The organism is Pantoea sp. PGP6 (assembly GCF_053474785.1).
The window spans coordinates 3812456-3837134 of record NZ_JBQBMA010000001.1 but is presented as its reverse complement, the minus strand read 5'-3'; the positions used below and the strand labels follow the sequence as shown (position 1 = coordinate 3837134).

Genomic DNA, 24679 nt, shown 5'->3' with positions numbered 1-24679 from the left:
GTCTGAAAAATCGGGTCGTCGGCGCGTCATGCAGCGTTTTTGCACCGTACGTGACCTGCGATCGGATTTGTGCGAGTTTCGCGAAAAGGGGGCCTTTATGGCCCCTTTTTTCGAGCAATCGGCAGCAATCCGGACCAAACTCATGTATTGTTGCTTAGTGTGATCTTTGTTTGCAGAGTTTCGCGCGGCTAATGAGAGGCTTTACCGCAGGGGCGGTTAAGGGTTGTCATTAGTCGCGAGGGATGCAACTAAAGATCGGTAATCAATGGCAGGCTACAGATAGCCGTGCCCCGAAGTTAAGGACTTTGATTTTGCTGAATCCGATCGTACGCAAATTCCAATATGGTCAACATACCGTCACGCTGGAAACCGGCATGATGGCTCGCCAGGCGACTGCCGCTGTGATGGTGAGCATGGACGATACCGCGGTATTCGTTACCGTTGTCGGCCAGAAAAAAGCGAAACCAGGTCAGGACTTTTTCCCTCTGACCGTTAACTATCAGGAGCGTACCTACGCTGCTGGTCGTATCCCAGGCAGCTTCTTCCGTCGTGAAGGACGCCCAAGCGAAGGCGAAACCCTGATTGCGCGTCTGATTGACCGCCCGATTCGTCCGCTGTTCCCGGAAGGCTTTGTTAACGAAGTCCAGGTCATTGCGACCGTGGTTTCCGTGAACCCACAGGTTCACCCGGACATCGTGGCAATGATTGGTGCTTCTGCTGCGCTGGCTCTTTCTGGCCTGCCATTCAACGGCCCAATTGGCTCCGCGCGCGTCGGCTACATCAACGATCAATACGTGCTGAACCCAACGGCCGATGAGCTGAAACAGTCTCGTCTGGATCTGGTGGTTGCCGGTACGCAGAATGCCGTTCTGATGGTGGAATCTGAAGCTGAGATCCTGTCAGAAGAGCAGATGCTGGGTGCGGTGGTATTTGGCCACGATCAGCAGCAGGTTGTGATCGAAAACATCAACGCGCTGGTCGCCGAAGCGGGCAAACCTCGCTGGGACTGGCAGCCAGAAGCCGCAAACACCGCGCTGATTTCTCGCGTGGCTGCGCTGGCTGAAGCGCGCATCAGCGATGCTTACCGCATCACTGATAAGCAGGAACGTTACACCCAGGTTGGCGTGATCAAAGATGAAACCATCGCTGCGCTGCTGGCTGAAGATGAAACGCTGGATAGCGCTGAAATTGGCGATATCGTTCACAGCCTTGAAAAGAATGTGGTTCGTACCCGCATTCTGAACGGCGAACCGCGCATCGATGGTCGTGAGAAAGACATGATCCGTGGTCTGGATGTGCGTACTGGCGTGCTGCCACGTACTCACGGTTCTTCGCTGTTCACCCGTGGTGAAACGCAGGCGCTGGTAACCGCGACGCTGGGTACCACCCGCGATGCGCAGAATCTGGATGAGCTGATGGGCGAACGTACCGACAGCTTCCTGTTCCACTACAACTTCCCTCCGTACTCTGTCGGTGAAACCGGCATGGTCGGTTCGCCTAAGCGTCGTGAAATTGGTCACGGTCGTCTGGCGAAGCGCGGCGTGTTGGCCGTGATGCCAAAAGCGGAAGAATTCCCGTACACCGTCCGCGTAGTGTCGGAAATCACCGAATCTAACGGTTCTTCATCAATGGCTTCTGTCTGTGGTGCCTCACTGGCACTGATGGATGCAGGCGTACCGATCAAGGCTGCTGTTGCCGGTATCGCGATGGGTCTGGTGAAAGAAAACGAGAAGTTTGTTGTTCTGTCTGACATCCTGGGCGACGAAGATCACCTGGGCGACATGGACTTCAAAGTAGCTGGTAGCCGTGAAGGTATCACCGCGCTGCAGATGGACATCAAAATCGAAGGCATCACGCGTGAAATCATGCAGGAAGCGCTGAACCAGGCCAAGGGTGCGCGTCTGCACATTCTGGGCGTCATGGAACAGGCTATCAGCACCCCGCGTACTGAGATTTCTGAATTCGCACCGCGCATTTACACCATCAAAATCAGCTCTGATAAGATCAAAGATGTGATCGGTAAAGGCGGCTCAGTGATTCGTGCACTGACCGAAGAGACTGGCACCACGATTGAAATCGAAGATGATGGCACGGTGAAAATTGCCGCGACCGATGGTCTGAAAGCGAAAGAAGCGATTCGTCGTATCGAAGAGATCACCGCAGAGATCGAAGTGGGCCGCATTTACAGTGGTAAAGTGACCCGCATCGTTGACTTCGGCGCCTTCGTCGCTATCGGCGGTGGTAAAGAAGGTCTGGTGCACATTTCTCAAATCGCCGATAAGCGCGTTGAGAAAGTGACTGACTATCTGCAGATGGGTCAGGAAGTTCCGGTTAAGGTGATGGAAGTTGATCGCCAGGGCCGCGTTCGTCTGAGCATCAAAGAAGCGACAGAATCTAAGCCGCAGACTGAAGAAGCTGCAGCGGTGAGCACACCTGACGCTGAATAAGTCGTTGCTGATTTGCCCCTCCTTGCCTGGCAGGGAGGGGCGTTTGTGTCATCGCGAGGGCGGGAATCCTTGTGCACAGCAGGCGGATGACAGGATGGTTATCCCAATGTTTGTATTCGGGAGTGGGAAATGAAGCCTTTTCTGCGCTGGTGTTTTGTTGCGACAGCTTTGACGCTGGCAGGATGCAGCAACTCCAATTGGCGTAAGAACGAAGTTCTTGCAGTACCTTTACAGCCCACACTGCAGCAGGAAGTGATTCTGGCGCGCATGGAACAAATTCTTGCCAGTCGTGCCCTCACCGATGATGAACGCGCACAGCTGTTATATGAGCGCGGAGTGTTGTATGATAGTTTAGGTCTGCGGGCATTAGCGCGGAACGATTTTTCGCAAGCGCTGTCTATAAGACCAGATATGCCAGAAGTGTTTAACTACTTAGGCATATATTTAACGCAGGCGGGCAACTTTGATGCCGCCTATGAAGCGTTTGATTCTGTACTTGAGCTTGATCCAACTTACAACTATGCGCATTTAAACCGTGGTATCGCCCTCTATTACGGCGGTCGATACAAGTTAGCGCAAGATGATCTGCTGGCGTTTTATCAAGACGATCCTAACGATCCTTTCCGCAGTCTGTGGCTCTATCTCGTTGAACGTGAGATGGATGTCGACAAGGCAAAAGTCGCGCTTCAACAGCGTCACGACAAAGCGGTCAGAGACCAATGGGGATGGAATATTGTCGAGTTCTACCTGGGTGACATCAGCGAAAAGTCGTTGATGGAAAGTCTCCAGGCGGACGCAACGGATAACACCTCGCTCGCTGAACATCTCAGTGAAACCAACTTCTATTTAGGTAAGTACTACCTAAGTCTGGGGGAGAAGGACGACGCGAAAGCGTTGTTCAAACTGGCGGTGGCCAACAACGTCAATAACTTTGTTGAACACCGATACGCATTGTTGGAACTGGCGCAACTCGGCCAGGCACAAGACGATTTATCAGAATCTGACCAGCAATAGCTGACGAACTTTAATTGCCTGTAAAACCTGTCAAGTCATCATCTTCAGGGATGAGGGCTTTTCTGTTCGTCAAAACTTCTAATTTGAGCCGGTTCACACTTTTTGATGAAAATGACTGAAAGTTTTCACGACGAGTTATGTAGACTGGCCGCCGCAATCTAAGAGGCACGTGTACTACATGACTGATATTCAAACCACTTTTGCTGACCTTGGCCTGAACGCCGACATCCTTGAATCACTGAATGGCATGGGCTACGTTAAGCCATCCCCAATCCAGGCTGAGTGTATTCCTCACCTGCTGGCGGGCCGTGACGTGTTAGGCATGGCGCAGACCGGGAGTGGTAAAACCGCGGCGTTCTCTCTGCCGCTGTTACACAACATTGATCCTACTGTTAAAGCGCCACAAATCCTGGTGCTGGCACCGACCCGCGAACTGGCGGTACAGGTTGCTGAAGCAGTTACCGAATTCTCTAAACATATGCGTGGCCTGAACGTGGTTGCCCTGTACGGCGGCCAGCGTTATGACGTGCAGCTGCGCGCACTGCGTCAGGGACCACAGGTTGTTGTGGGTACGCCTGGCCGTCTGCTTGACCACCTGAAACGCGGCACGTTAGACCTTTCTAACCTGCGTGGCCTGGTGCTGGATGAAGCAGATGAAATGCTGCGCATGGGCTTCATCGAAGACGTTGAAACCATCATGGCGCAAATTCCAGCCGATCATCAGACCGCGCTGTTCTCTGCAACCATGCCGGAAGCGATTCGTCGCATCACCAAACGCTTCATGAAAGATCCACAGGAAGTGCGTATTCAGTCAAGCCTGACCACACGTCCTGATATCAGCCAGAGCTACTGGACCGCTTACGGTCGTAAAACAGACGCACTGGTTCGCTTCCTTGAAGCTGAAGACTTTGATGCTGCCATCATCTTCGTGCGTACCAAAAACGCAACCATGGAAGTGGCAGAAGCGCTGGAACGTAGTGGCTATAACAGCGCCGCGCTGAACGGTGATATGAACCAGGCTCTGCGTGAGCAGACGCTGGAGCGCCTGAAAGATGGTCGTCTTGACATCCTGATCGCGACTGACGTTGCGGCCCGTGGCCTTGACGTTGAGCGTATCAGCCTGGTGGTGAACTACGACATTCCGATGGACGCAGAATCTTACGTTCACCGTATCGGCCGTACCGGTCGTGCGGGCCGTGCCGGTCGCGCCCTGCTGTTCGTTGAGAACCGCGAGCGTCGTCTGCTGCGCAACATCGAACGTACGATGAAGCTGACTATTCCTGAAGTAGAGCTGCCAAACGCAGAACTGCTGGGTCAGCGTCGTCTGGCTAAATTTGCGGCTAAAGTCCAGCAGCAGCTGGAAAGCAGCGATCTGGATCAGTACCGTGCGCTGCTGGCTAAGATGCAGCCAGAAGAAGAGATGGATCTGGAAACACTGGCAGCTGCACTGCTGAAGATGGCACAGGGCGAACGTCCTCTGATTCTGCCACCAGAAGCACCGCGTCCGGCACGTCGCGAATTCCGCGATCGTGATGAGCGTGATGGCCGTCGTGACAGCCGCGAAGCGCGTGACTCACGTGGTCCACGTGAAAGCCGTGATGGCGACCGTCCACGTCGCGAGCGTCGTGACGTTGGCGAAATGCAGCTGTATCGCATCGAAGTGGGTCGCGATGATGGTGTTGAAGTTCGTCACATTGTTGGTGCGATTGCTAACGAAGGCGACATCAGCAGCCGTTACATTGGTAATATCAAGCTGTTCGGCACTCACTCAACCATCGAGCTGCCGAAAGGCATGCCAGGCGATGTGCTGCAGCACTTCACCCGTACGCGTATTCTGAACAAACCGATGAATATGCAGCTGCTGGGTGATGCACAGCCGAACGAAGGCCGTGGCGATCGTCGTCCAGCCGGTGGTGAGCGTCGTGGTCCTGCTGGTGCAGGCGCGGGCGCAAACCGTGAAGGTGGTCGTCGCTTCTCTTCTGAACGCCGTGAAGGTGGTCGTGAAGGCGGACGTAGCTTCAACCGTGAAGGCGGTCGTGGTCCACGTCGTGAAGATGGCGCTGCCGCAGCACCACGTCGTCGTGACGCATAACAGCCGTTAAATCGTGATAAAAAGGGAAGCCTTCGGGCTTCCCTTTTTTTATGCCTGTCAGGCGCCGCCGCTGATCATCACGCGCTCGCCGCTGACGTAGGCTGACTCCTCAGAGGCGAGAAAGAGCGCCACCTGGGCGACATCTTCCGGCAGGCCAAACCGTCCCAGCGGTGTAGCCGCCAGCAGTTGCGCCTTGAGCTGCGGGCTGATCTTCTTGGCTGCCAGCAAACCCTCGGTCAGGATCATCCCCGGCGCTAATGCATTGACCCGAATATTTTTTGCCCCCAGCTCCCGTGCCAGACCCTGGGTCAGGGTATCAATCGCCCCTTTGGTGGCGGCCCACAGCACCGAGCCAGGAGTACTGTTTTTGCTGTTGAGGGCGCTAAGGTTAATGATGCTGCCACCGTGCGGCGGAAAGTGGTGAATCGCCTGCTGACACACCAGCATGGTGCCGAGCAGATTAACGTCGATCTGCTGGCGCATTACCTCCAGCGTCAGGGCTGCAAAGTCACCGTGATGGAAACTGCCGGCATTATTGACCACGATATCCGGTGCCCCGAACTCCGCCACGGTGGTGGCAAACAGCCGCTCAACCTCGTGAGGTTGTGAGATATCCGCCTGTACCGCCACCGCTTCGCTGCCCAGCGACAGAATATCGCTCACCACATCGGCCGCACCCGGCTCGTCCTGGCGATAGTTGACCACCACGCGCGCGCCAGCGGTGGCAAAAGCGATGGCAATCGCCGCGCCAATACCTTTTGACGCGCCCGTCACCAGCGCTATTTTGTTTTCCAGAGCTTTCATAATATTGTTCTCTGTCGTAATGATTGCGTCGGTAGACTATGCGCGCTGGTGCCGGATGTGGGTAGCGCAATCCTGCAAGCTTTTTGCACGATCCTGCAAAGATGACCGGGCAAGGCGGGTGTCGGGATTAACTTACGTTAAGATCTGCCGCATCTGAATACAGAGCGGACGGAGACGGGAGGAGTGATGACAGAAGCCCCTGAGTGGCAAGCGCTGGCGCAGCTGATCGATCGTCACGCGCCGAGTGATGGCCGGCACACCAGCGCCATAGATTGTCTGTTTTTTGGCCGTAGTTCAGCCCCCAGCGAGCCGGTGCACATTGCCCAATGGGCCAGCTTTGCGCTGGTGGCGCAGGGCGGTAAAGCGCTGCATATCGGGGATGAGATCCTGCATTACGGGCCGGGTGATTTGCTATTAGTGACGCTGGATATGCCGGTCCGCGGCTGCGTCACCGTTGCCACGCCGGAAAAGCCCAATCTGGGTATCGGCATCACCATCAATGAAACCCGGTTAATGCGTTACCTCGAGCAGTTTCCGCCCGTGCTGCCGCTGTCGCAGGCACGCAGCGAGCGGGGCATTACGGTGCATAAGATGTCACCGCTGCTGGTCGATGCGGTGATACGGCTGGTGCGCTTGCTCGATCATCCGCAGGATATCGCCGCGCTGGCGCCGTTGATTGAACAGGAGATTTTCTATCGACTGCTGACCGGGCCGGAAGGACCGCGCATTCTGAATATGGCGCTGGCAGAGCGCCCCGGCAACCGGGTGGCGCAGGCGGCGCGCTGGCTAAGGGAAAACTTCCACCGACCGCTGAAAATTGATCAGCTCGCCAGCAACGTCGGGATGAGCGTCTCGTCGCTGCATCATCACTTCAAAGCGGTGACGGCGATGACGCCGATGCAATACCAGAAGCAGCTACGGCTGAATGAGGCGAGACGGCTGATGCGGGTGGAAAAGCTGGATGCAGGGACGGCGGGCTATCGGGTAGGGTATCAGAGCGCTTCGCAGTTCAGCCGGGAGTACAGCCGCTTTTATGGCCGATCGCCGGCGCGTGACAGTCGGCAGCTGGCGGTGGGTGCCGATGGCTTGCCCCCACCGCCGGCAGAATTACAGACTGCGGGCCGCTTCCATCGCAATGGCGAATGAACGCAGACGCGCCTCGGTATCGAAAATCTGGCCGTTGACCATGATCTCGTCAGCCTGAGTTTCGCGCATCAGCGAAGCCAGACCGTGACGCACTTTGTCGCTATCGCCGACCAGCGACATGCTCAAGGCCTGCTGCACGCCATACTGTTCTGACGGCGACCAGAGATTATCCATGTTCTCAACCGGTGCGGGTAACGGGCCCGGCTTACCGCGGCGCAGGTTAATAAACTGCTGTTGCTGCGAGGTAAACAGGAAGCGCGCATCACGTTCGCTGTCGGCAGCCACCACGTTGATACAGACCATGGCGTAAGGTTTTTCAAGACGCGCCGACGGCTGGAAGTTTTCACGGTAGACGTGCAGCGCCTGGAACAGCTGGTCGGGCGCGAAATGCGAAGCAAAGGCGAACGGCAGACCCAATTTGGCTGACAGCTGGGCGCTGTAGAGGCTGGAACCAAGCAGCCAGACCGGAATTTTCAGCCCCAGACCGGGCACCGGTTGTACCGCCGGCTGTTCGCCCGGATCGGCATCGAACCAGCCAATCAGTTCAGCGACATCATCCGGAAAGGTATCGGCGTGCATGCTGGAGAGATGGCGGCGCAGCGCCACCATCGTACGCTGATCGGAACCGGGCGCGCGGCCCAGGCCTAAATCAATACGGCCGGGATACAGCGAGGCCAGGGTGCCAAACTGCTCGGCAATCACCAGCGGCGCATGGTTAGGCAGCATAATGCCGCCGGACCCGAGCTGTAGCGTGTCGGTATTCGCCGCCAGATAACCAATCAGCACCGAGGTAGCGGCACTGGCAATGCCGGTCATGTTGTGATGTTCAGCCAGCCAGTAGCGCTGGTAGCCCAGCTTTTCAGCCTGACGCGCCAGCGCCAGCGACGTGTGGAACGCCTCACGTGCGGTCGCGCCCTGGGGGATCGGCGCCAGATCCAGCACGGACAGACGAAGAGGTTTTTTCTCAGACATGGCTACTCCCGTTATATGGCGCAGACGTCAGATTCTGCACCTTTTAGTATTACGCATCATTCCTTATATTAAAACTGCTAACCTCAGCAGGAATATAGCCGGTATGTGCTTTTACTCAGGATGCCAGCGTCATGCCCGCCAGTTTGCGCCAGTAGCCATTACAATCGTTGCCTTTCGCCACCATCAGCGGTGCCTGACCGTTTTCATTGGCGCGGAAGCGATCGATCTCCGCCAGGGTTCCACTATCCTGCGGTGAGAGCCGCACGCAGTCGACCCAGCGATGCATACCTGGCAAATCGTTGCCGAGGTTATAGCAGTAGCCGCTCATGGTCTGAATACCGTTAAGCACGAATACCTGCTGACCTTCCTGCGACAGCACGCGACGTCCTTCTGGATACTTGATGCAGCAGGTTTCACAGGCGTCTTTGGCACGGTTTTCTGAACGCGCGGTAAAGCAGCGCGCAGATAACGCCAGCGGCAGATGGCCATAGCCCAGCACTTCGACCTGAAACTGCTGCCGGATACCCCGTTCTTCGCACTGTTGCAGCAACTGCAGTAGCCAGTCGCGCGACATCTCAACCGGCATGCACCAGCGCGTCATGCCTTCTTTTACCAGCAGCTGCAGCGTCTCGGCGTTATAGACATTCAGCGTCGGCCCGGCAACAAACGGCAGATGGCGCTCGGCGGCCATATTCACCGTGCCGATATCATTGGCTTCAATCAGAAACTCGCCATTTTCAACGTAGCGCTTCAGTTCTTTCAGTTCCGACGGCGATTGCAGCAGCGCCAGGGTGCTAAGCACGACCTGTTTGCCACTGGCAGCCAGTTCGCGGGCCAGCGTCATCCAGTCGGCATAACTGGTGGCGCGTCGTTTGCTGCACACCGCTTCGCCGAGGTAGATGATATCCGCACTGCTGCGGGCTGCCTGCTGATAAAAGTTTTCCAGTGTTTCGGTTGGCCAGTACCAGAGCACCGGTCCCAGGGCATATTGCATCATGACTCCTTATTGCCATTCACGGTGATAGGCACCCAGCGTGGTCTGTGTTCCTTCTGAGAGATCGCCCAGCGTCTTCATCCACTCTGGCGTCACGCCGAAATGTTCCGGCTGTGCCTTACAGCGATCGATTGCCTGACGCCAGACGCGCGCCACGTCAGCCACGTAAGCCGGGCTGCGCTGGCGGCCTTCAATCTTCACCGAGGCGATGCCGGCACGCAGCAGCTCCGGCAGCAGCTCCAGCGTATTGAGGCTGGTGGGCTCTTCCAGCACGTGATAGCGCTGATCGTTAACCTGATAGCGACCTTTGCACAAGGTGGGATAGCCCGCGCTTTCGTCAGGCGCATAGCGATCGATCAGCACCTCATTCAGACGTGACTCCATGCCCTGTGGCGTCTGCTGCCAGCGCACGAACTTCGCTGGCGAACAGGCACCGGCGCTGTTGGGCGATTCACCGGTCAGCCATGAAGAGAGGTAGCAACGTCCTTCAGCCATAATGCACAGGCTGCCGAAAGCAAACACTTCCAGCGGCACCGGGGTTGAGCGGGCGAGCTGTTTTACCTGATGAATTGACAGCACGCGCGGCAGCACCACGCGGTGTAAGTTGAAGTGTCGATGGTAAAAACGAACCGCCTCAAGATTGGTGGCGGAGGCCTGCACCGACAGATGGCGTTCAACCTGCGGATAGCGGGATGCGGCATATTCCAGTGTGGCAATATCCGCCAGAATCAGCGCATCTGCACCGTTTTGTGCCGCCACGTCAATCGCCCGCTGCCAGCGTCCCATGCCGTCCGGATGGGCAAAGGTATTGATCGCCACATGCAGTTTACGCTGATGCTGATGCAGATAGCGCGCGGCCTCAGCCAGCTTTTTATCGGTGAAGTTCAGGCCCGCAAAGTGGCGCGCATTGGTGTCATCTTTCAGTCCCACATATACGGCATCGGCGCCATTCTCTACGGCGATGCGCACTGCGGGTAAATTTCCTGCCGGGCAGAGCAGTTCCATCGGTAATCCTCTCGACATGCAGATGGGCAACGAGTCTAGGCATCTGCCGACGGGCAAACGTTGATTTGGGGCAGTGAAATTCCAATTGATCATCGCCGATGATGTTTTTTTAATCGACCGTCAGCGGTTTTTATTGATCTCAGAGGAGGCGCGCAGAAAAGGATGTGGCAATATACGTAAAATTTTCTGAAGGGAGTGAAGAAAGTGTTAGAGCGGTTACATGCCCATATTGTGAAAAAGGCGCCTGAAATCTTAGGCTTACCCGCAGCGCTAACCCCATTCCCGGTTAAAAAGTTGCTTTTGCAACAACTCCTAAACTGGCAATTTCGCCATGCTTTGGCCGAAGGTGAGTTAGACTTTCTCGAAGGACGCCTGCTGGGGATAGACATTGCGGATGTCAGTCTGCAATGGATCACGACGATGCAGGATGGCCGACTGGCGGTATTGCAGCACGCCGAAGCGGATGTCTGGTTTCGGGGCAATGCCAATGACTTGTTGCTGGTGGCAGCACGCAAAGCAGATCCCGACATGCTGTTCTTTCAGCGCCGTCTGGCGATTGAAGGCGACACCGAGCTGGGACTGGAGGTGAAGAACGTAATGGATGCTATTGAACTCGACGCCATGCCCACCGCATTACGCACGGCAATTCAGCAGATGGCGAATTTTGTTGAAGCCGGAATGAAACAGGACGCGAAGGCCACACAGGCGCGCGCGGGTGTTGCATGTTAATACGTACCGAGATTGGCGTTGATGCCGCGGGCATCGACAGTTTGCTGAGGCGCTGTTTCAGCACCTCAGCCGAAGCTGAACTGACCCAGGCGTTACGTGAAGATGGCCTGCTGACGCTGGGCGTGGTAGCGACCGACGAGGAAGGACAGGTGCTGGGCTATGCCGCATTCAGTCCGGTTAGCGTACAGGGCGACGATCGCAACTGGGTCGGACTGGCCCCGCTGGCGGTGGACGAAAGCCTGCGCGGTCAGGGCATTGCGAAACAGCTGATTTATGAAGGGCTGGATACGCTGAATGAGTTCGGCTATAGCGCAGTCGTGGTACTGGGCGATCCGGCGCTGTTTAACCGCTTTGGCTTTGAGCCTGCTGCCCGCTATGGCCTGCACAGCCGCTGGCCCGGTAGCGAAGCCGCTTTCCAGGTCTACCGTCTGGCGGATAATGCCTTCGACGGTGCCGAAGGGCGCATCGAATACGCTGAACCCTTTAACCGTCAGCCTTAACCGGCGTACCCAGCCAGCTTTCCAGACTAACCGGCTGGCTCGCCACCAACAGTAATTTCTGCTGGCGGGTCAGTTGCTTCACCTGATACTCCAGTCTGGAGGCGCTGGCGCGATCGCCCGCCTCACAGTGAAACACCAGATCCAGCGGGCCTTTGCCGCGCAGCGACCGGGCGCCGCGTCCACGCTGATGCTGATCCACCCGGCGCGGAACGTCGGTGGTGATGCCGGTGTAGAGGCTCCCTTTCGCCGTGCGGACGATGTAGAGTTGCCAGCGCTGACTCATCGTAATGGATTCCATAAAAACAGTGCCGGGCAGTCTAGCGCGCTTCGCCGCCTGTCGCCATCCGGTGCGCCGTCAGGAGATCACCTTGTCCGACCATGCCCATCTGGTTCGCTACCTCAGAAAACAGCACGTCCTTTCCCTCTGCTGCACCGCCGATGATGAGCTGTGGTGCGCCAACTGTTATTACGTCTTCGACGAAGCACGCATGGCGTTCTGGATCATGACGGAGCCGGATACCCGTCACGGCCTGCTGGTGATGAAAAATCCGCAGGTGGCGGGCACGGTGAACGGCCAGCCCAGAAGCGTGTTGCTGATCAAAGGCGTGCAGTATCGCGGCCATATCGTGCGGCTAAGCGACGAGGCAGAGCACGTGGCGCGCAGCGCCTACCACAAGCGATTTCCGATTGCGCGTAAGGTGTCCGCACCGCTGTGGGAGATTCAGCTGGATGAAGTGAAGATGACCGATAATGCGCTGGGCTTCGGCAAGAAAATTGCCTGGGTACGGCAAGAGGTAAGGCAGGATTAGCGGCCCCTCTCCGGCAGGAAAGGGGCGCAGCGGGTTAAATCGCTTCGAGGATCCGCAGAGATTCGCGATTAAACGCCGGCAGATCGTCAGGCGTCCGGCTGGTGACCAGCTTATCGTCGTCAACCACCACTTCTTTATCGTGGAAGTCAGCACCCGCGTTTACCAGGTCAATGGCAATCGCCTTCACGCTGGTCATCTTGCGGCCACGTACGCCATTGGCACTGATCAGCAGCTGTGGGCCATGGCAAATCGCAAAGATAGGTTTGCCGCTGGCGACGAATTCTTTGGTAAACGCGACAAAGCGATCGTCGCCGCGCAGGGCATCCGGTGAATGACCGCCGGGCAGCAGCAACGCATCAAATTCGGCCGGGCTGACATCATCGATGCTGCGATCGATGGTCACTTCCGCTTCGCCTTGTTTCCCTTTGACCACGTTACCCGCTTGCTTCTCGATGGTGATTACCTCAAAGCCAGCGCCTTTGTAACTTTCGGCCGGTGAGGTAAATTCTGAGTCTTCAAATTCATCGGTAATCAAAACCGCAACTTTCTTGCTCATCTTTTCCTCCTTAAACGGTGGAGCGCGGGATGCGCTTTCCTGATTAATGTATTAAGCCTGGCCGCTCCATGTCAGAACGCAAGCCAGGCCGCGTAGATCAGCTATCTTTTAACCTGTGAGCAGTGAAATAAGGACGAATCTGAAATGAATCGCGTATTACTGACTGGGGCCACCGGATTAGTCGGATCGCATCTGCTGCGCTTACTGATTGAGGACCCGCGGGTTGATGAAATTATTGCGCCGACCCGGCGGGCGTTACCCGCGATGCGCAAGGTGGTTAATCCGGTTGAAGCGGATCTCACCGACGTGCTCGGGCCATTACAAACCTCGCTGGATACGGTGTTCTGCTGTCTGGGCACTACCCGCAAGCAGGCGGGCAGCAAGCAGGCCTTTATCCACGTCGATTACACGCTGGTGGTCGACAGTGGCCTGAGCGGACTACGTTTAGGGGCGAAGCAGATGCTGGCGATCAGTGCGCACGGTGCCAGTCGTCACTCGCCGTTTTTTTACAATCGGGTCAAGGGTGAGATGGAAAATGCACTGCGGCATCAGGGCTGGCCGCGGCTGACGCTGGTGCGGCCCTCGTTACTGCTGGGCGATCGGGCGCAGACGCGCCGAGGAGAGAGTCTGATGGCGCCGCTGTTTGGCCTGCTGCCGGGCAACTGGCGCTCAGTCACCGCGCGTGACGTGGCGCGCTGTCTGCATCAGCAGGCCTTTACGCCGGGCGGCGACAGCGTGACTATCATCGAGTCAGGAGATATTCCACGTCACTCAGCGTAGCTGCCAGATACGCTGATTGCGGCTGCCACGCCACAGCAGCCGGAGATCTTTTTCGGCCTCGACAAAGCGGCCATCAATCAGCACGTCGAGATAGTCCAGCACCTCGCGCTGGGCACCATTCAGCTCCTGCATCCGGTAACCGGTCCACAGCCAGATATCTTTATCGGGGCACGCCTGCCGCACCCGTTTCACCAGCCGGCGAATGTGCGGCACGTTATGCGGATGCAGCGGATCGCCGCCGCTCAGGGACAGTCCCTGACGCGGGATGCGGGTATCCTGCAAATCTGCCAGCAGTTGCTCTTCCATCGCCAGGGTAAAGGGAACGCCCGAATCGAGCCGCCAGGTACTCTGGTTGTAGCAGCCGCGACACTGATGTTCGCAGCCTGCGACAAACAGGGTACAGCGCGTGCCCGGCCCGTTCACAATATCCACATCGTAATAGCGATGGATACGCATCATCCCAGCGGGCCCTCGAGATGTTTCACCCGGCGCTGCACTTCCTGCTGTTTACCGGCGTTGAAAGGTCGCGCGTCCGGGCTGCCGAGATAGCCGCAGACCCGGCGGGTGACCGAGACGCGGGCCGGATCGTGGTTGCCGCACTGCGGACAGGTAAAGCCGCGGCTGGTGCAGGTAAACTCGCCGTTGAACCCGCAGTCGTAGCACTCGTCAATCGGGGTGTTGGTGCCGTAATAGGGCACGCGGTCATAACTGTAATCCCAGACATCTTCCAGCGCCTTCAGGTTGTGCTGGATGTTGGGGTATTCGCCGTAACAGATGAAACCGCCATTCGCCAGCGGCGGATAGGGCGCTTCAAAGTCAATTTTGTCGTACGGATTCACCTTCTTCTCGACGTCGAGATGAAAGCTGTTGGTGTAGTAGCCTTTGTCGGTGACGCCGGGCACCACGCCAAATTCCGCTGCATCAAGCCGGCAGAAGCGATCGCACAGATTTTCACTTGGGGTGCTGTAGAGGCTGAAGCCGTAACCGGTCTCGTCTTTCCAGCGATCGGTCGCGGCGCGCAGATGGGCGATAATCTCCACCCCTTTGGCGCGCAGAGCCGCATCATCATACGGATGATGCTGGCCGCCGCTTAGCGCGTTCAGGGTTTCATGCAGGCCGATATAACCCAGCGACAGTGAGGCGCGGCCGTTGCGGAAAATCGGTCCGATTTCATCATCGGCGTTCAGGCGAACGCCACAGGCCCCTTCCATATAAAGGATCGGTGCCACCCGCGCTTTGGTTTTCTCCAGGCGCGCCACGCGGGTCATTAATGCCCGTTTCGCCAGCAGCAGACGTTGATCCAGCAGTGACCAGAAGCGCGTCTCGTCACCCGCCGCCTCCAGGGCGATACGCGGCAGATTGAGGCTGATTACCCCGATATTGTTGCGGCCTTCATGGATTTGCTCGCCATCCTCTTCATACACGCCGAGGAAGCTGCGGCAGCCCATTGGCGTCTTGAATGAACCGGTGACCTTTACTACCTGATCGTAATTGAGAATATCGGGATACATGCGCTTACTGGCGCATTCCAGTGCCAGCTGCTTGATGTCGTAGTTAATGTCGCCTGCGCGCCGGTTGACCCCTTCACGAATGCTGAACACCAGTTTAGGGAACACCGCGGTTTTGCGGTTCTTGCCCAGACCGGCCAGCCGGTTACGCAGAATCGACTGCTGGATCAGCCGGGCCGCCCAGTCCGTGCCCAGCCCAAAGCCAAAGGTGACAAACGGCGTCTGACCGTTGGCGGTATGCAGGGTATTGACCTCGTACTCCAGCGACTGGAAGGCGTCGTAACACTCTTTTTCGGTGCGCTGCTGCGCGTATTGCTCCGCCTCAGCGATCTGCCACTCCACGGCGATGGCGTGATGCCGGCGGTAGCTCAGTTCAACAAACGGGGCGAGCACCTCATCAATCCGGTTAATGGTGGTGCCGCCGTAGATATGGCTGGCGACCTGAGCGATGATCTGCGCAGTAACGGCGGTCGCGGTGGCGATCGATTTTGGCGGCTCAATCTCGGCATTGCCCATTTTAAAGCCGTTGGTCAGCATCCCTTTCAGATCGATCAGCATGCAGTTAAACATCGGGAAGAAGGGTGAATAGTCGAGATCGTGATAGTGGATCTCGCCGCGCTCGTGGGCCAGCACCACATCACGCGGCAGGATCTGCTGCTGTGCATAGTGCTTCGCCACGATCCCGGCCAGCAGATCGCGCTGGGTCGGGATCACTTTGCTGTCTTTATTGGCATTTTCGTTCAGCAGAGCAGCATTGGTCTGATCGACCAGCCCGCGAATGGCGTGATGCAACTGGCTCTGGCGATCGCGTGCGACGTCACGATCGTGGCGATATTCGATATAGGTCCGGGCCAGCTGCGGATAGGGACCGGCCATCAGCGTCTCTTCAACCGCACACTGGATCTCGCGGATGTCGACTTCCTGACGGTCGGCCAGCAGCGTACTGACGCGCTGCGCCACCTGCGCGCACCAGGCCGCATCGTCCACCTCTGCCGCGCGCGCGGCAGCGGCCACAGCTTGCTGAATACGTTGTGCATCAAAGCCTGTCCGGCATCCATCACGCTTAATCACTACCGTCGCCATTATCCCTCCAGAGACTACATATGGGTATTTGAAGGATTCTAATCCCTACATGTAGTGATTGTTGCGAATTATTCCACCGAATTTTGACCTGAAACAAGGAAGGGCGAAGCGGGCAGAAAAAAGCGTCGGATGTTAACTATTTCGCCTTCAGTTCAAATTTCTTAACGGATTAACTTGCTTAACTGCGCGAAACAACTTTAATCAGGGTTTGTCCGTGATAAGTCATTGACTCTACAAGGATGCCCGCCAATGTGGTTACGCCGTTCTCTGATTGCTGGTTATGGTGCGATAAGTTGCGTGATGAGTGTGGCGCTGGTCTCACCCGCGCTGGCTGAAAAGCTTCCCTTAATGCCCTGGCCGCAGCGGGTTGAACAGCCAGCCAGCGGCGGGACGCTGAGCCTGACGCCGCAGCTGACACTGCAGATTACCGGCGATCATCTGGCGGGGGCCGAGGCGCGCTGGCTGGAACGCATCGCTAATCAGACCGGCTGGCCGCTGTTGCCCGCCCGCCAGCCGGTGGCACAGCCAACCATCCGTATCGTGATTGATAAAGCGGTCGATCCGCTGCCGCAGCCCGACAGTGATGAACGTTATCACCTGCAAATTGATGGCAACGGCGTGCTGCTCAGCGCCCCCAGCCGGTTCGGCGCGATGCGCGGCATGGAAACCCTGTTGCAGCTGATTCAGAACGGCGATCGGGGCACCACCCTTCCTTACGTGACCATTGATGATCAGCCGCGATTCCCCTGGCGTGGAATATTAATCGACAGTGCTCGTCACTTTATGCCGATTGAAACCCTCAGGCGGCAAATCGATGGCATCGCTGCCGCCCGGATGAACGTCTTTCACTGGCATCTGACCGACGATCAGGGCTGGCGCTTTGCTTCCAGCCACTATCCCCAGCTCCAGCAAAAAGCCAGCGATGGCCGCTATTACAGCCAGCAACAGATGCGTGAACTGGTGCAGTATGCCGCCGATCGCGGCGTGCGGGTGGTGCCGGAGCTGGATCTGCCGGGCCACGCCTCGGCGCTGGCGGTGGCGATGCCGGAACTGATCAGCGCGCCGGGTCCCTATCAGATGGAGCGTGGCTGGGGGGTGTTTAAACCGCTGCTCGATCCCAGCAATGAGCAGGTCTATCAGGTGATCGACACCCTGGTGGGCGAAATGGCGGCGATCTTTCCCGATCCGTGGCTGCATATTGGCGGCGATGAGGTCGATCCGACCCAGTGGAACCAGTCTCCGCACATCCAGCAATTTATGCGCGATCGCGGGCTGAAAGATGCCCATGCTCTGCAGGCCTGGTTCAACCAGCGGGTTGAGAAGATCCTTGAGAAGCACCAGCGTCAGATGGTCGGCTGGGATGAGATCGCCCATCCCGATCTGCCGCGCAGCATTCTGATCCAGTCGTGGCAGGGCCAGGATGCGTTGAGCGAGGTCGCCAAAGAGAACATGCGCGGCATCCTTTCCACCGGCTTCTATCTCGATCAGCCGCAGCCCGCCAGCTATCACTACCGCAACGAAATCTATCCGCAGGGACTCAACGGCCAGGATAAGCTGCAGCCGGGCGAGCAGGCGCAAAGCTGGGCATTCACTCTGCCGCGACTGAAAGGCAGTCCGGTGCAGGGCAGTTTTACCCTGATTGAGGGGCAGCAGGGCTGGCGTGGCTTTATCGACTTTGCCGGCAAAGCGCGGCGGATGGTCAGCCAGATCGACTGGCTATCGACGCAACAGGTGCGTTTTCAGGTCGACAGCTGGATGGGGCCGTTGCAGCCGGTGGTGACGCTGCAACCGCATACGCAGGCGCTCAGCGGCTATGTGCTGGTGGGGAACGTGCGGTATCCGGTCAGCGGCAAAAAGCTGGCGCAGGCACCGGCCGGGATTGCGCCCACGCTGCCGACACCGCAGCAGATGCAGCAAAACCTGCTGGGCGGTGAGGCGGCGCTGTGGGCCGAGAATATCAACAGCCAGATTATCGATACCAAACTGTGGCCGCGCGCCTTTGTGGTCGCCGAGCGTTTGTGGTCCGCTCAGGATGTTACCGATAGCGATGAGATGTATCAGCGGCTGGCGGCGATGGATCGCTGGAGCAGCGTCTCTGTCGGCACTCAGCAACACGCCCAGGCGGAACGTCAGATGATGCGGCTGGCCAACCGCAGTGATATCGCGCCGCTGCAGGTGCTGGCCGAGGTGCTGGAACCGGCGCAGTACTATACCCGCCAGCATTTGAAGTTTCAGGCCGGCCATTATGATTACCATGAGCCGTTAAACCGGCTAGCGGATGTGTTGCCCGCCGAGAGTGAGGCGGTGCGTCAGCTGGAACATCAGGTTACCGCGCTGATCGCCAATCGCACCGATCCAACGGCGGCAGCGGCGATTCAACATCAGCTCCAGCGCTGGCAGGCTAATACCGCCCAGGTGATGCCACTGCTTAATGCTAACTACCTGCTGAAGCCGCTGGCCCACAGTGCGCAACAGGTGGACGCGTTGAGTCGGATGGGGATTTCGCTGGTGAATGCCTGGGCCCGCAACCAGGCCTTTGGGGCCAGCGAAGTGGCACAGATGCACGCCACGCTGGACGCGGCGGCAGAGGTGCAGGATGAGACGGTGATTGCGCTGGTCAGGCCGCTGGAAACGCTGCTGCGCGCCTTTAAGTAGACGGGCGCGGCCTGAACCGGCCGCGACCCATTATGATGCCGGACCGCTGACCGAATGGCGGCGCACCAGCGTCGGGCTGAACATGTGGGTTACTTCCGGCAGTGGCTGGTCATTGGCCAGCGCCAGCGCCAGTTCGGCGGCCTGCTGCGCCATGGTGACGATGGGATAGCGCACGGTGGTAAGGCGCGGACGCACGTAGCGTGATACCAGCACATCGTCGAAACCGATCAGCGACATCTCCTCTGGCACGCGGACGCCATTATCGCTCAGCACCGCCAGCGCGCCGGCGGCCATTGAGTCGTTGTAGCAGGCGACCGCAGTGAAATTTTTACCGCGTCCCAGCAGTTCGGTCATCGCGGTTTCGCCGCCCACCTCATCCGGTTCACCCCAGGTCACCAGCCGATCGCTGCACGGCAGGCCGTGCTCTTTCAGCGCATCGTAGTAACCCTGCAGGCGATCTTCGGCATCGGAAATGGTGTGGGTCGAGCAGATAAAGGCGATATTCTGGTGACCCAGTTGGATCAGATGGCGGGTCGCCAGCCAGGCGCCGTAGCGATCGTCGAGCGCAATACAGCGCTTTTCGAAGCCTTTGATCAGCCGGTTAAGCAGCACCATACCTGGCACCTGTTTCATTAACAGTTCCAGTTCTGCATCCGGGATTTTCTTGGCGTGCACCACCAGCGCTGCGCAACGGTGGCGCATCAGTTGTTCAATCGCCTGCCGCTCTTTTTGCTCATTGTGGTAACCGTTACCAATCAGCAAAAAGTTGCCGGTTTTTCCTGCAACTTCATCGACCGCTTTGACCATCGCGCCAAAAAACGGGTCCGACACATCACCGACAATCAGCCCGAGGGTTTCGGTCGACTGCTGCGCCAGCGCGCGTGCATTGGCGTTTGGATGATACTGAAGTTGCTCCATTGCCTGGCCGACGGCCTGGCGCGAGCTGTCGCTGGCCTTGGGAGAATTATTGATTACACGGGAGACTGTGGCGACAGAAACGCCAGCCAGTCGGGCAACATCCTTTATGGTAGCCATGCGTTTACCTGCTTCCGGGGAAAACGTTTACACATCGCATCAGTGTTACGGAAAAGGGCCGCCACATCAAGCCAGCAGAATGCCAGCGTCGTCGCAAAAGAGGGCGAAATCGGGCCGTCCGGCACGCCTTCTGCTGAAGTGGCACGCCATGCTATGCTGATTATCCCCAAATCTCTGCCGTGAAAAACAACGATGAAAACCAAAGTGCCACACCTGGCGCACTGGGGCGCCTTCACCGCCGTCACTGAAAACGATCGCCTGATTGGCTGCGAGCCTTTTTTCGCCGATGCCGATCCGTCCCCGATGATCCACACCCTTCCTGAACTGGTCTACTCCGATAAGCGTATCCGCCAGCCGATGGTGCGTCGCTCGTGGCTGAAGTCACGTGAAAACAGCGATCGCACGCTGCGGGGCCGGGAAGATTTTGTGGCGGTCGACTGGGACACCGCGCTCGACCTGGTGGCGGATGAAAACCGCCGTATCCGCGAGCGCTACGGCGCATCGGGCATTTTCAATGGCTCATACGGCTGGTCATCAGCCGGACGGGTTAACCATGCCCGCACCCTGATCCGCCGCTTCTATTTTCAGGGCGGTGGCGGCGTCGACCAGCAGGGCAACTACAGCTGGGGCGCGGCACAATTTTTCCTGCCTTATGTCATTGGCACCTATATGCCGCTGACCGGTCGCGTTACTGACTGGCCGGAAGTGGTGGAACATGCAGAGATTTTTGTCGCCTTTGGCGGACTGGCGCTGAAGAACGCCCAGGTCGCGTCGGGCGGAGCCGGGCAGCACAGCCTGAAACCGGCGCTGCAGCAACTGGCGGCCAAAGGCACGCCGGTGATTAATATCAGCCCGATGCGCGATGACTGCCCGGCCTTCCTCAACGCCGAGTGGATCCCGATTCGCCCGAATACCGACGTGGCGCTGATGCTGGCGCTGGGTTATGAGATTACCCAGCGCGGCGCGGTGGACGAGGCGTTTCTCGCCAGCCACTGCACCGGCTGGCCGCAACTGCGCGCTTACCTGCTGGGCGAAGCGGATGGCGTGGCGAAAACCGCCGGCTGGGCCAGCCGTATCACCGGCATCCCGGCCGATCGCATCGTGCAACTGGCGCAGCAGCTGATCGGTAAACGCAGCTTTATCACCTGTTCCTATTCGGTTCAGCGCGCCCATCGCGGTGAGCAGCCGTACTGGATGATGATCGCCCTGTCATCGATGCTTGGTCAGCCAGGGCTGCCGGGCGCGGGCTTCTCCTTCGGTCACGGGTCGATGAACAGCGTTGGCAATCCGCGCCAGGACGGCCCGGCACCGATGATGAGTACCGGACCCAACCCGTCCGGCCTGTCGATTCCGGTGGCGCGTATCAGCGATATGCTGCTCAATCCCGGCCAGCCTTACACCTTCCAGGGCGAGACGCTGCACTATCCTGACATCCATATGGTGCACTGGGCGGGCGGGAATCCGTTCCATCACCATCAGCAGCTCAACCGGCTGGTGGCGGGCTGGCAGCGGCCTGACACCGTAGTGGTGCAGGACATTGTCTGGACCCCGGCGGCGCAGATGGCCGATATCGTGCTGCCCGCCACCACGACGCTGGAGCGCAACGACATTGGTGGATCGTCACGCGACCGCTTTGTGCTGGCGATGCATCAGGCGATCAAACCGCAACATCAGGCGCGCAACGACTTCGATATCTTTGCCGATCTGGCGGAGCGTCTTGGCTACCGCGACACCTTTACCGAAGGACGCAACGAGATGCAGTGGATTGCGCATCTCTATCAGCAATGTGCCGTGGCGCACCAGCGCAAAGGCATCCGCTTCCCTGAGTTTGAGGCGTTCTGGCAGCGCGGCTTTGTTGAGATCCCCGAGGGCGGCAAACCTTACGTGTTTATGGATGCTTTCCGCGCCGATCCGCAGGCCAATTCGATCAACACCGCCAGCGGCAAAATCGAGCTGTTCAGCCAGACGATTGCCGACTACCAGCTTGACGATTTTGCCGGCCATCCGGAGTGGCGCGAGCCGCAGGAGTGGCTGGGTGCGCCGATCAGCCGCGACTATCCGCTGCATATGATCTCGATCCAGCCTGCTGACCGGCTGCACAGCCAGCTGGATGGCACCGGCACCGTACAAGGCAATAAAACCGCCGGTCACGAAACGCTGTATATGCATCCGCTGGATGCGGCGGCGCGTGGCATCGTGGACGGTGACGAAATTGAGGTGAGCAATGCACGCGGCGTGATGCTGGCCGGCGTCCGGCTGACCGAGGGGCTGACCCAGGGCGTGGTGATTATCGCCACCGGCGCCTGGTTTGATCCCGGTTTCGGTCAGGCATGGCAGCCCTACGATCGCGCCGGTAATCCCAACGTCCTGACGCTCGATATCGGCACTTCGTCACTGACCCAGGGACCTAACGCCATGAGTTGTCTGGTAGAAATCAAAAAACATCCGGATTGCAAAATAGCGTAAGGATCTCATGGCTGGTTACACTTTGCCGGTAACTGTTGCGTTTGAGCGATGGCAGCCGATCGAGCCCGCTTGCTACAGTCAGGGTCCCAGAGGTATTGATGGGTGAACATCAATAGATTTTCTTGATTACACCAACCTGCGCAGATGCGCAGGTTTTTTTTGCCCGGCATTTAGCGGCCGATAACGAACTGATACACAGTTTTCCTGTTAACCGGTCAGCGCTTTCTTTATAACTGCTCAATTAAGCCCTCTTTTATCTCTTTAGCGCAGCGGATTGCCATGCCCCGGATTAAAAAACTACTGGGAAAAGACCAGATTAAAGCCCCGTTTAACCCTTTTCGCTTCCGTCTTATCTGCCTTGGTGTGCTGGCCTGCATGGTGGTATTGCTGGCGCGCGTCGCGGACCTGCAATTTCTCAACCAGCCGATGCTGGAGCACGAAGCCGATCAGCGCTCGCTGCGCACCGTCACGCTGCCAACCAGCCGTGGCACATTGCTGGATCGCAACGGCGAAGCACTGGCGCTCAGCGTACCGTCACGCGACGTGATCGCCGATCCGTTACGTGTGCTGGAGAGCAACCCCGACTTCACCAGTGCAAAATGGGCCTATCTGGCTGCCGCCCTGAATACCCGGCCGGAGTTACTGGCGGCGCAGATCACCGCCAATCCAAAACGCCGCTTCCTCTATCTGGGACGTAAAATCGAACTGGGTATCGCCAAAGATATTAAAGAGCTGAAGCTGAAAGGCATCAGTGAGGTCTACGACGACAGCCGTTTCTATCCGATGAGTGAAGCGTCTGCGCCGCTGATTGGCATCGTCGGTGCCGATAATGTCGGCCTGAACGGGCTGGAGAAGGGCTTTGACAAGGTGTTGCAGGGCGAGCCGGGTAAAGAGGTTTATCGCCAGGACGCTGCCGGCAATATCATCGCGATGATCAACTATCAGCCGCCGACGCAGCCGCCGACGGTGCAGCTCAGCATCGACAAATACGATCAATACACCCTGTACAGCAAACTGCGCGACGGCGTGCTGATCAACAAGGCGGACTCCGGTGCGGCGGTGCTGGTGAAAATCGACACCGGCGAGATTCTGGCGATGGCTTCCTATCCGTCGTTCAACCCCAATAACTACGATGGCGCCACGCCCGCCCAGATGCGAAACGCGGCGATTAACGACAGTTACGAACCCGGTTCGACGGTGAAGCCGCTGGTGGTGATGGAAGGGCTGGAGCGTCATCTGGTGCGGCCGGACTCGGTGATTGATACCACGCCGTACCGGGTCAACGGCCACCTGATCCGCGACGTTGGCCACTGGCCGCGCCTGACCATGACCGGCATCCTGCAGAAGTCGAGTGACATCGGCGTGTCGCACATTGCGCTGGCCATGCCGGCTGAAGCGCTGGTGAATACCTATCATGCGTTTGGCCTCGGTAAACCGACCGGCCTGGGCTTAACCGGCGAGAGCGTCGGTTACTTCCCGCTGCACCGCACCCGCTGGGCGGACATCGAACGGGCGACCTTCTCCTTTGGTTACGGCCTGCGCGTCACGCCGCTGCAGATTGCACGTGAATACGCCACCCTCGGCTCTTACGGCGTCTACCGTCCGCTGTCGATTACCCGGGTCACCCCGCCGGTGCTGGGCAAGCAGGTAGCGAATCCGGAAACGGTGAAAGAGGTGGTACACATGCTGGAGAGCGACGTGTTGCCGGGCGGGACCGGGGTGAAAGCTGCGGTGCCGGGCTATCGTCTGGCGACCAAAACCGGTACCGCTGAGAAGATGGGCAACAGCGGCAAATATGATGGCGGCTACGTCAACTATACCGCCGGTATCGCGCCTGCCAGTCATCCGGAAGTGGCGCTGGTGGTGATGATTAACCATCCGACCGCTGGCGATCACTTTGGTGGCTCGGTAGCGGCGCCGGTATTCGGCAACATCATGGGGCCGGTACTAAAGCACATGAACATCGCGCCGGATGCCATTTACAGCGCTACCGCAGCGAACAACTAAGATAAATCTTAGACAAATCAGAGTGTAAGTGCGGCGAGGGAGATATTCACACCTCGTTGCATTTCCCCGAATTCGGT

At 58.0% G+C, this 24679-nt stretch carries 21 protein-coding genes; 12 read left to right on the top strand and 9 right to left on the bottom strand.

What is annotated here, in order from left to right; all coding sequences use genetic code 11:
• The first annotated feature begins 311 nt into the window (after positions 1–311).
• From pnp to ACLIBF_RS18600, 4 genes are all read left to right on the top strand, one after another.
• Positions 312–2447, top strand: a complete 2136-nt coding sequence (pnp, locus tag ACLIBF_RS18615; RefSeq protein ID WP_069728795.1) for a polyribonucleotide nucleotidyltransferase — start codon at positions 312–314, stop codon at positions 2445–2447.
• A 129-nt stretch (positions 2448–2576) separates the two neighbouring features.
• Positions 2577–3461 (top strand): lipoprotein NlpI, encoded by an 885-nt coding sequence (nlpI, locus tag ACLIBF_RS18610; protein ID WP_031375407.1) that lies wholly within the window; start codon positions 2577–2579, stop codon positions 3459–3461.
• Between the two features lie 105 nt (positions 3462–3566).
• Positions 3567–3623, top strand: a complete 57-nt coding sequence (yrbN, locus tag ACLIBF_RS18605; RefSeq protein WP_098053093.1) for a protein YrbN — start codon at positions 3567–3569, stop codon at positions 3621–3623.
• Between the two features lie 16 nt (positions 3624–3639).
• Complete coding sequence (locus tag ACLIBF_RS18600; RefSeq protein WP_031375406.1) at positions 3640–5553, top strand: DEAD/DEAH family ATP-dependent RNA helicase; 1914 nt, start codon at positions 3640–3642, stop codon at positions 5551–5553.
• A 57-nt stretch (positions 5554–5610) separates the two neighbouring features.
• Here the strand turns inward: ACLIBF_RS18600 and ACLIBF_RS18595 are convergent, their stop codons facing one another.
• A complete protein-coding gene (locus ACLIBF_RS18595; RefSeq protein ID WP_031375405.1) occupies positions 5611–6357 on the bottom strand; it encodes an SDR family NAD(P)-dependent oxidoreductase in 747 nt (248 codons plus the stop codon).
• Positions 6358–6543: 186 nt separating this feature from the next.
• Here ACLIBF_RS18595 and ACLIBF_RS18590 point away from each other — a divergent pair, with 186 nt between their 5' ends.
• On the top strand, positions 6544–7503 hold the full coding sequence (locus ACLIBF_RS18590; protein ID WP_046289158.1) for an AraC family transcriptional regulator: 960 nt from the start codon (positions 6544–6546) through the stop codon (positions 7501–7503).
• Here ACLIBF_RS18590 and ACLIBF_RS18585 read toward each other — a convergent pair.
• The 3 genes from ACLIBF_RS18585 to ubiU form a co-directional block, all read right to left on the bottom strand.
• On the bottom strand, positions 7465–8475 hold the full coding sequence (locus ACLIBF_RS18585; RefSeq protein WP_448310262.1) for a luciferase-like monooxygenase: 1011 nt from the start codon (positions 8473–8475) through the stop codon (positions 7465–7467). The two genes, ACLIBF_RS18590 and ACLIBF_RS18585, sit on opposite strands and share 39 nt — an antisense overlap.
• A 115-nt stretch (positions 8476–8590) precedes the next feature.
• Entirely contained in the window at positions 8591–9469 is an 879-nt protein-coding gene (locus ACLIBF_RS18580) for a U32 family peptidase (protein ID WP_031375402.1), read from the bottom strand.
• A gap of 9 nt (positions 9470–9478) precedes the next feature.
• Positions 9479–10474, bottom strand: a complete 996-nt coding sequence (ubiU, locus tag ACLIBF_RS18575) for a ubiquinone anaerobic biosynthesis protein UbiU (protein ID WP_046289159.1) — start codon at positions 10472–10474, stop codon at positions 9479–9481.
• A 204-nt stretch (positions 10475–10678) separates the two neighbouring features.
• Between ubiU and ubiT the strand changes: the two genes are divergently transcribed.
• Positions 10679–11203 (top strand): ubiquinone anaerobic biosynthesis accessory factor UbiT, encoded by a 525-nt coding sequence (ubiT, locus tag ACLIBF_RS18570; RefSeq protein ID WP_031375401.1) that lies wholly within the window; start codon positions 10679–10681, stop codon positions 11201–11203.
• On the top strand, positions 11197–11703 hold the full coding sequence (locus ACLIBF_RS18565) for a GNAT family N-acetyltransferase (protein ID WP_031375400.1): 507 nt from the start codon (positions 11197–11199) through the stop codon (positions 11701–11703). Before ubiT ends, ACLIBF_RS18565 begins: the two co-directional genes overlap by 7 nt.
• Here the strand turns inward: ACLIBF_RS18565 and ACLIBF_RS18560 are convergent.
• Complete coding sequence (locus ACLIBF_RS18560; RefSeq protein WP_031375399.1) at positions 11687–11986, bottom strand: GIY-YIG nuclease family protein; 300 nt, start codon at positions 11984–11986, stop codon at positions 11687–11689. The genes ACLIBF_RS18565 and ACLIBF_RS18560 overlap by 17 nt on opposite strands.
• A gap of 85 nt (positions 11987–12071) precedes the next feature.
• Here ACLIBF_RS18560 and ACLIBF_RS18555 point away from each other — a divergent pair, with 85 nt between their 5' ends.
• Positions 12072–12512 carry a YhbP family protein gene (locus tag ACLIBF_RS18555; protein WP_031375398.1) on the top strand — a complete coding sequence of 147 codons (441 nt, stop codon included), beginning with the start codon at positions 12072–12074 and terminating at the stop codon, positions 12510–12512.
• 34 nt (positions 12513–12546) lie between these two features.
• Here the strand turns inward: ACLIBF_RS18555 and ACLIBF_RS18550 are convergent, their stop codons facing one another.
• Positions 12547–13068, bottom strand: coding sequence for a type 1 glutamine amidotransferase domain-containing protein (locus ACLIBF_RS18550; RefSeq protein ID WP_031375397.1), 522 nt, complete (start codon positions 13066–13068; stop codon positions 12547–12549).
• Positions 13069–13212: 144 nt separating this feature from the next.
• On the opposite strand from ACLIBF_RS18550, the gene ACLIBF_RS18545 reads away from it, so the two are divergent.
• Complete coding sequence (locus ACLIBF_RS18545; RefSeq protein ID WP_089561311.1) at positions 13213–13848, top strand: NAD-dependent epimerase/dehydratase family protein; 636 nt, start codon at positions 13213–13215, stop codon at positions 13846–13848.
• Here ACLIBF_RS18545 and nrdG read toward each other — a convergent pair.
• Positions 13840–14307, bottom strand: coding sequence for an anaerobic ribonucleoside-triphosphate reductase-activating protein (gene nrdG / locus ACLIBF_RS18540; RefSeq protein WP_046289161.1), 468 nt, complete (start codon positions 14305–14307; stop codon positions 13840–13842). The two genes, ACLIBF_RS18545 and nrdG, sit on opposite strands and share 9 nt — an antisense overlap.
• The gene (gene nrdD, locus ACLIBF_RS18535; RefSeq protein ID WP_031375394.1) at positions 14304–16439 is read right to left on the bottom strand and encodes an anaerobic ribonucleoside-triphosphate reductase; all 2136 of its coding nucleotides are present in this window, start codon (positions 16437–16439) and stop codon (positions 14304–14306) included. Before nrdD ends, nrdG begins: the two co-directional genes overlap by 4 nt.
• 249 nt (positions 16440–16688) lie before the next feature.
• Here nrdD and ACLIBF_RS18530 point away from each other — a divergent pair, with 249 nt between their 5' ends.
• Positions 16689–19094: a beta-N-acetylhexosaminidase gene (locus tag ACLIBF_RS18530; protein ID WP_279809665.1), complete on the top strand. Its 2406-nt coding sequence runs from the start codon at positions 16689–16691 to the stop codon at positions 19092–19094.
• Positions 19095–19124: 30 nt separating this feature from the next.
• Here ACLIBF_RS18530 and galR read toward each other — a convergent pair whose 3' ends face one another.
• On the bottom strand, positions 19125–20129 hold the full coding sequence (galR, locus tag ACLIBF_RS18525) for an HTH-type transcriptional regulator GalR (RefSeq protein WP_069728801.1): 1005 nt from the start codon (positions 20127–20129) through the stop codon (positions 19125–19127).
• A 192-nt stretch (positions 20130–20321) separates the two neighbouring features.
• On the opposite strand from galR, the gene ACLIBF_RS18520 reads away from it, so the two are divergent.
• On the top strand, positions 20322–22595 hold the full coding sequence (locus ACLIBF_RS18520; RefSeq protein WP_448310258.1) for a molybdopterin guanine dinucleotide-containing S/N-oxide reductase: 2274 nt from the start codon (positions 20322–20324) through the stop codon (positions 22593–22595).
• 279 nt (positions 22596–22874) lie between these two features.
• Positions 22875–24602 carry a penicillin-binding transpeptidase domain-containing protein gene (locus ACLIBF_RS18515; RefSeq protein WP_031375393.1) on the top strand — a complete coding sequence of 576 codons (1728 nt, stop codon included), beginning with the start codon at positions 22875–22877 and terminating at the stop codon, positions 24600–24602.
• Positions 24603–24679: the final 77 nt, after the last annotated feature.

Excerpts from the sequence above, each read along its gene's own strand:
- nlpI (WP_031375407.1), top strand. The coding sequence starts at position 2,577 with ATGAAGCCTTTTCTGCGCTGGTGTTTTGTTGCGACAGCTTTGACGCTG.
- ACLIBF_RS18600 (WP_031375406.1), top strand. The coding sequence starts at position 3,640 with ATGACTGATATTCAAACCACTTTTGCTGACCTTGGCCTGAACGCCGAC.
- ACLIBF_RS18595 (WP_031375405.1), bottom strand. The coding sequence starts at position 6,357 with ATGAAAGCTCTGGAAAACAAAATAGCGCTGGTGACGGGCGCGTCAAAA.
- ACLIBF_RS18590 (WP_046289158.1), top strand. The coding sequence starts at position 6,544 with ATGACAGAAGCCCCTGAGTGGCAAGCGCTGGCGCAGCTGATCGATCGT.
- ACLIBF_RS18585 (WP_448310262.1), bottom strand. The coding sequence starts at position 8,475 with ATGTCTGAGAAAAAACCTCTTCGTCTGTCCGTGCTGGATCTGGCGCCG.
- ACLIBF_RS18580 (WP_031375402.1), bottom strand. The coding sequence starts at position 9,469 with ATGCAATATGCCCTGGGACCGGTGCTCTGGTACTGGCCAACCGAAACA.
- ubiU (WP_046289159.1), bottom strand. The coding sequence starts at position 10,474 with ATGGAACTGCTCTGCCCGGCAGGAAATTTACCCGCAGTGCGCATCGCC.
- ACLIBF_RS18565 (WP_031375400.1), top strand. The coding sequence starts at position 11,197 with ATGTTAATACGTACCGAGATTGGCGTTGATGCCGCGGGCATCGACAGT.
- ACLIBF_RS18560 (WP_031375399.1), bottom strand. The coding sequence starts at position 11,986 with ATGAGTCAGCGCTGGCAACTCTACATCGTCCGCACGGCGAAAGGGAGC.
- ACLIBF_RS18550 (WP_031375397.1), bottom strand. The coding sequence starts at position 13,068 with ATGAGCAAGAAAGTTGCGGTTTTGATTACCGATGAATTTGAAGACTCA.
- ACLIBF_RS18545 (WP_089561311.1), top strand. The coding sequence starts at position 13,213 with ATGAATCGCGTATTACTGACTGGGGCCACCGGATTAGTCGGATCGCAT.
- nrdG (WP_046289161.1), bottom strand. The coding sequence starts at position 14,307 with ATGATGCGTATCCATCGCTATTACGATGTGGATATTGTGAACGGGCCG.
- nrdD (WP_031375394.1), bottom strand. The coding sequence starts at position 16,439 with ATGGCGACGGTAGTGATTAAGCGTGATGGATGCCGGACAGGCTTTGAT.
- ACLIBF_RS18530 (WP_279809665.1), top strand. The coding sequence starts at position 16,689 with ATGTGGTTACGCCGTTCTCTGATTGCTGGTTATGGTGCGATAAGTTGC.
- galR (WP_069728801.1), bottom strand. The coding sequence starts at position 20,129 with ATGGCTACCATAAAGGATGTTGCCCGACTGGCTGGCGTTTCTGTCGCC.
- ACLIBF_RS18520 (WP_448310258.1), top strand. The coding sequence starts at position 20,322 with ATGAAAACCAAAGTGCCACACCTGGCGCACTGGGGCGCCTTCACCGCC.
- ACLIBF_RS18515 (WP_031375393.1), top strand. The coding sequence starts at position 22,875 with ATGCCCCGGATTAAAAAACTACTGGGAAAAGACCAGATTAAAGCCCCG.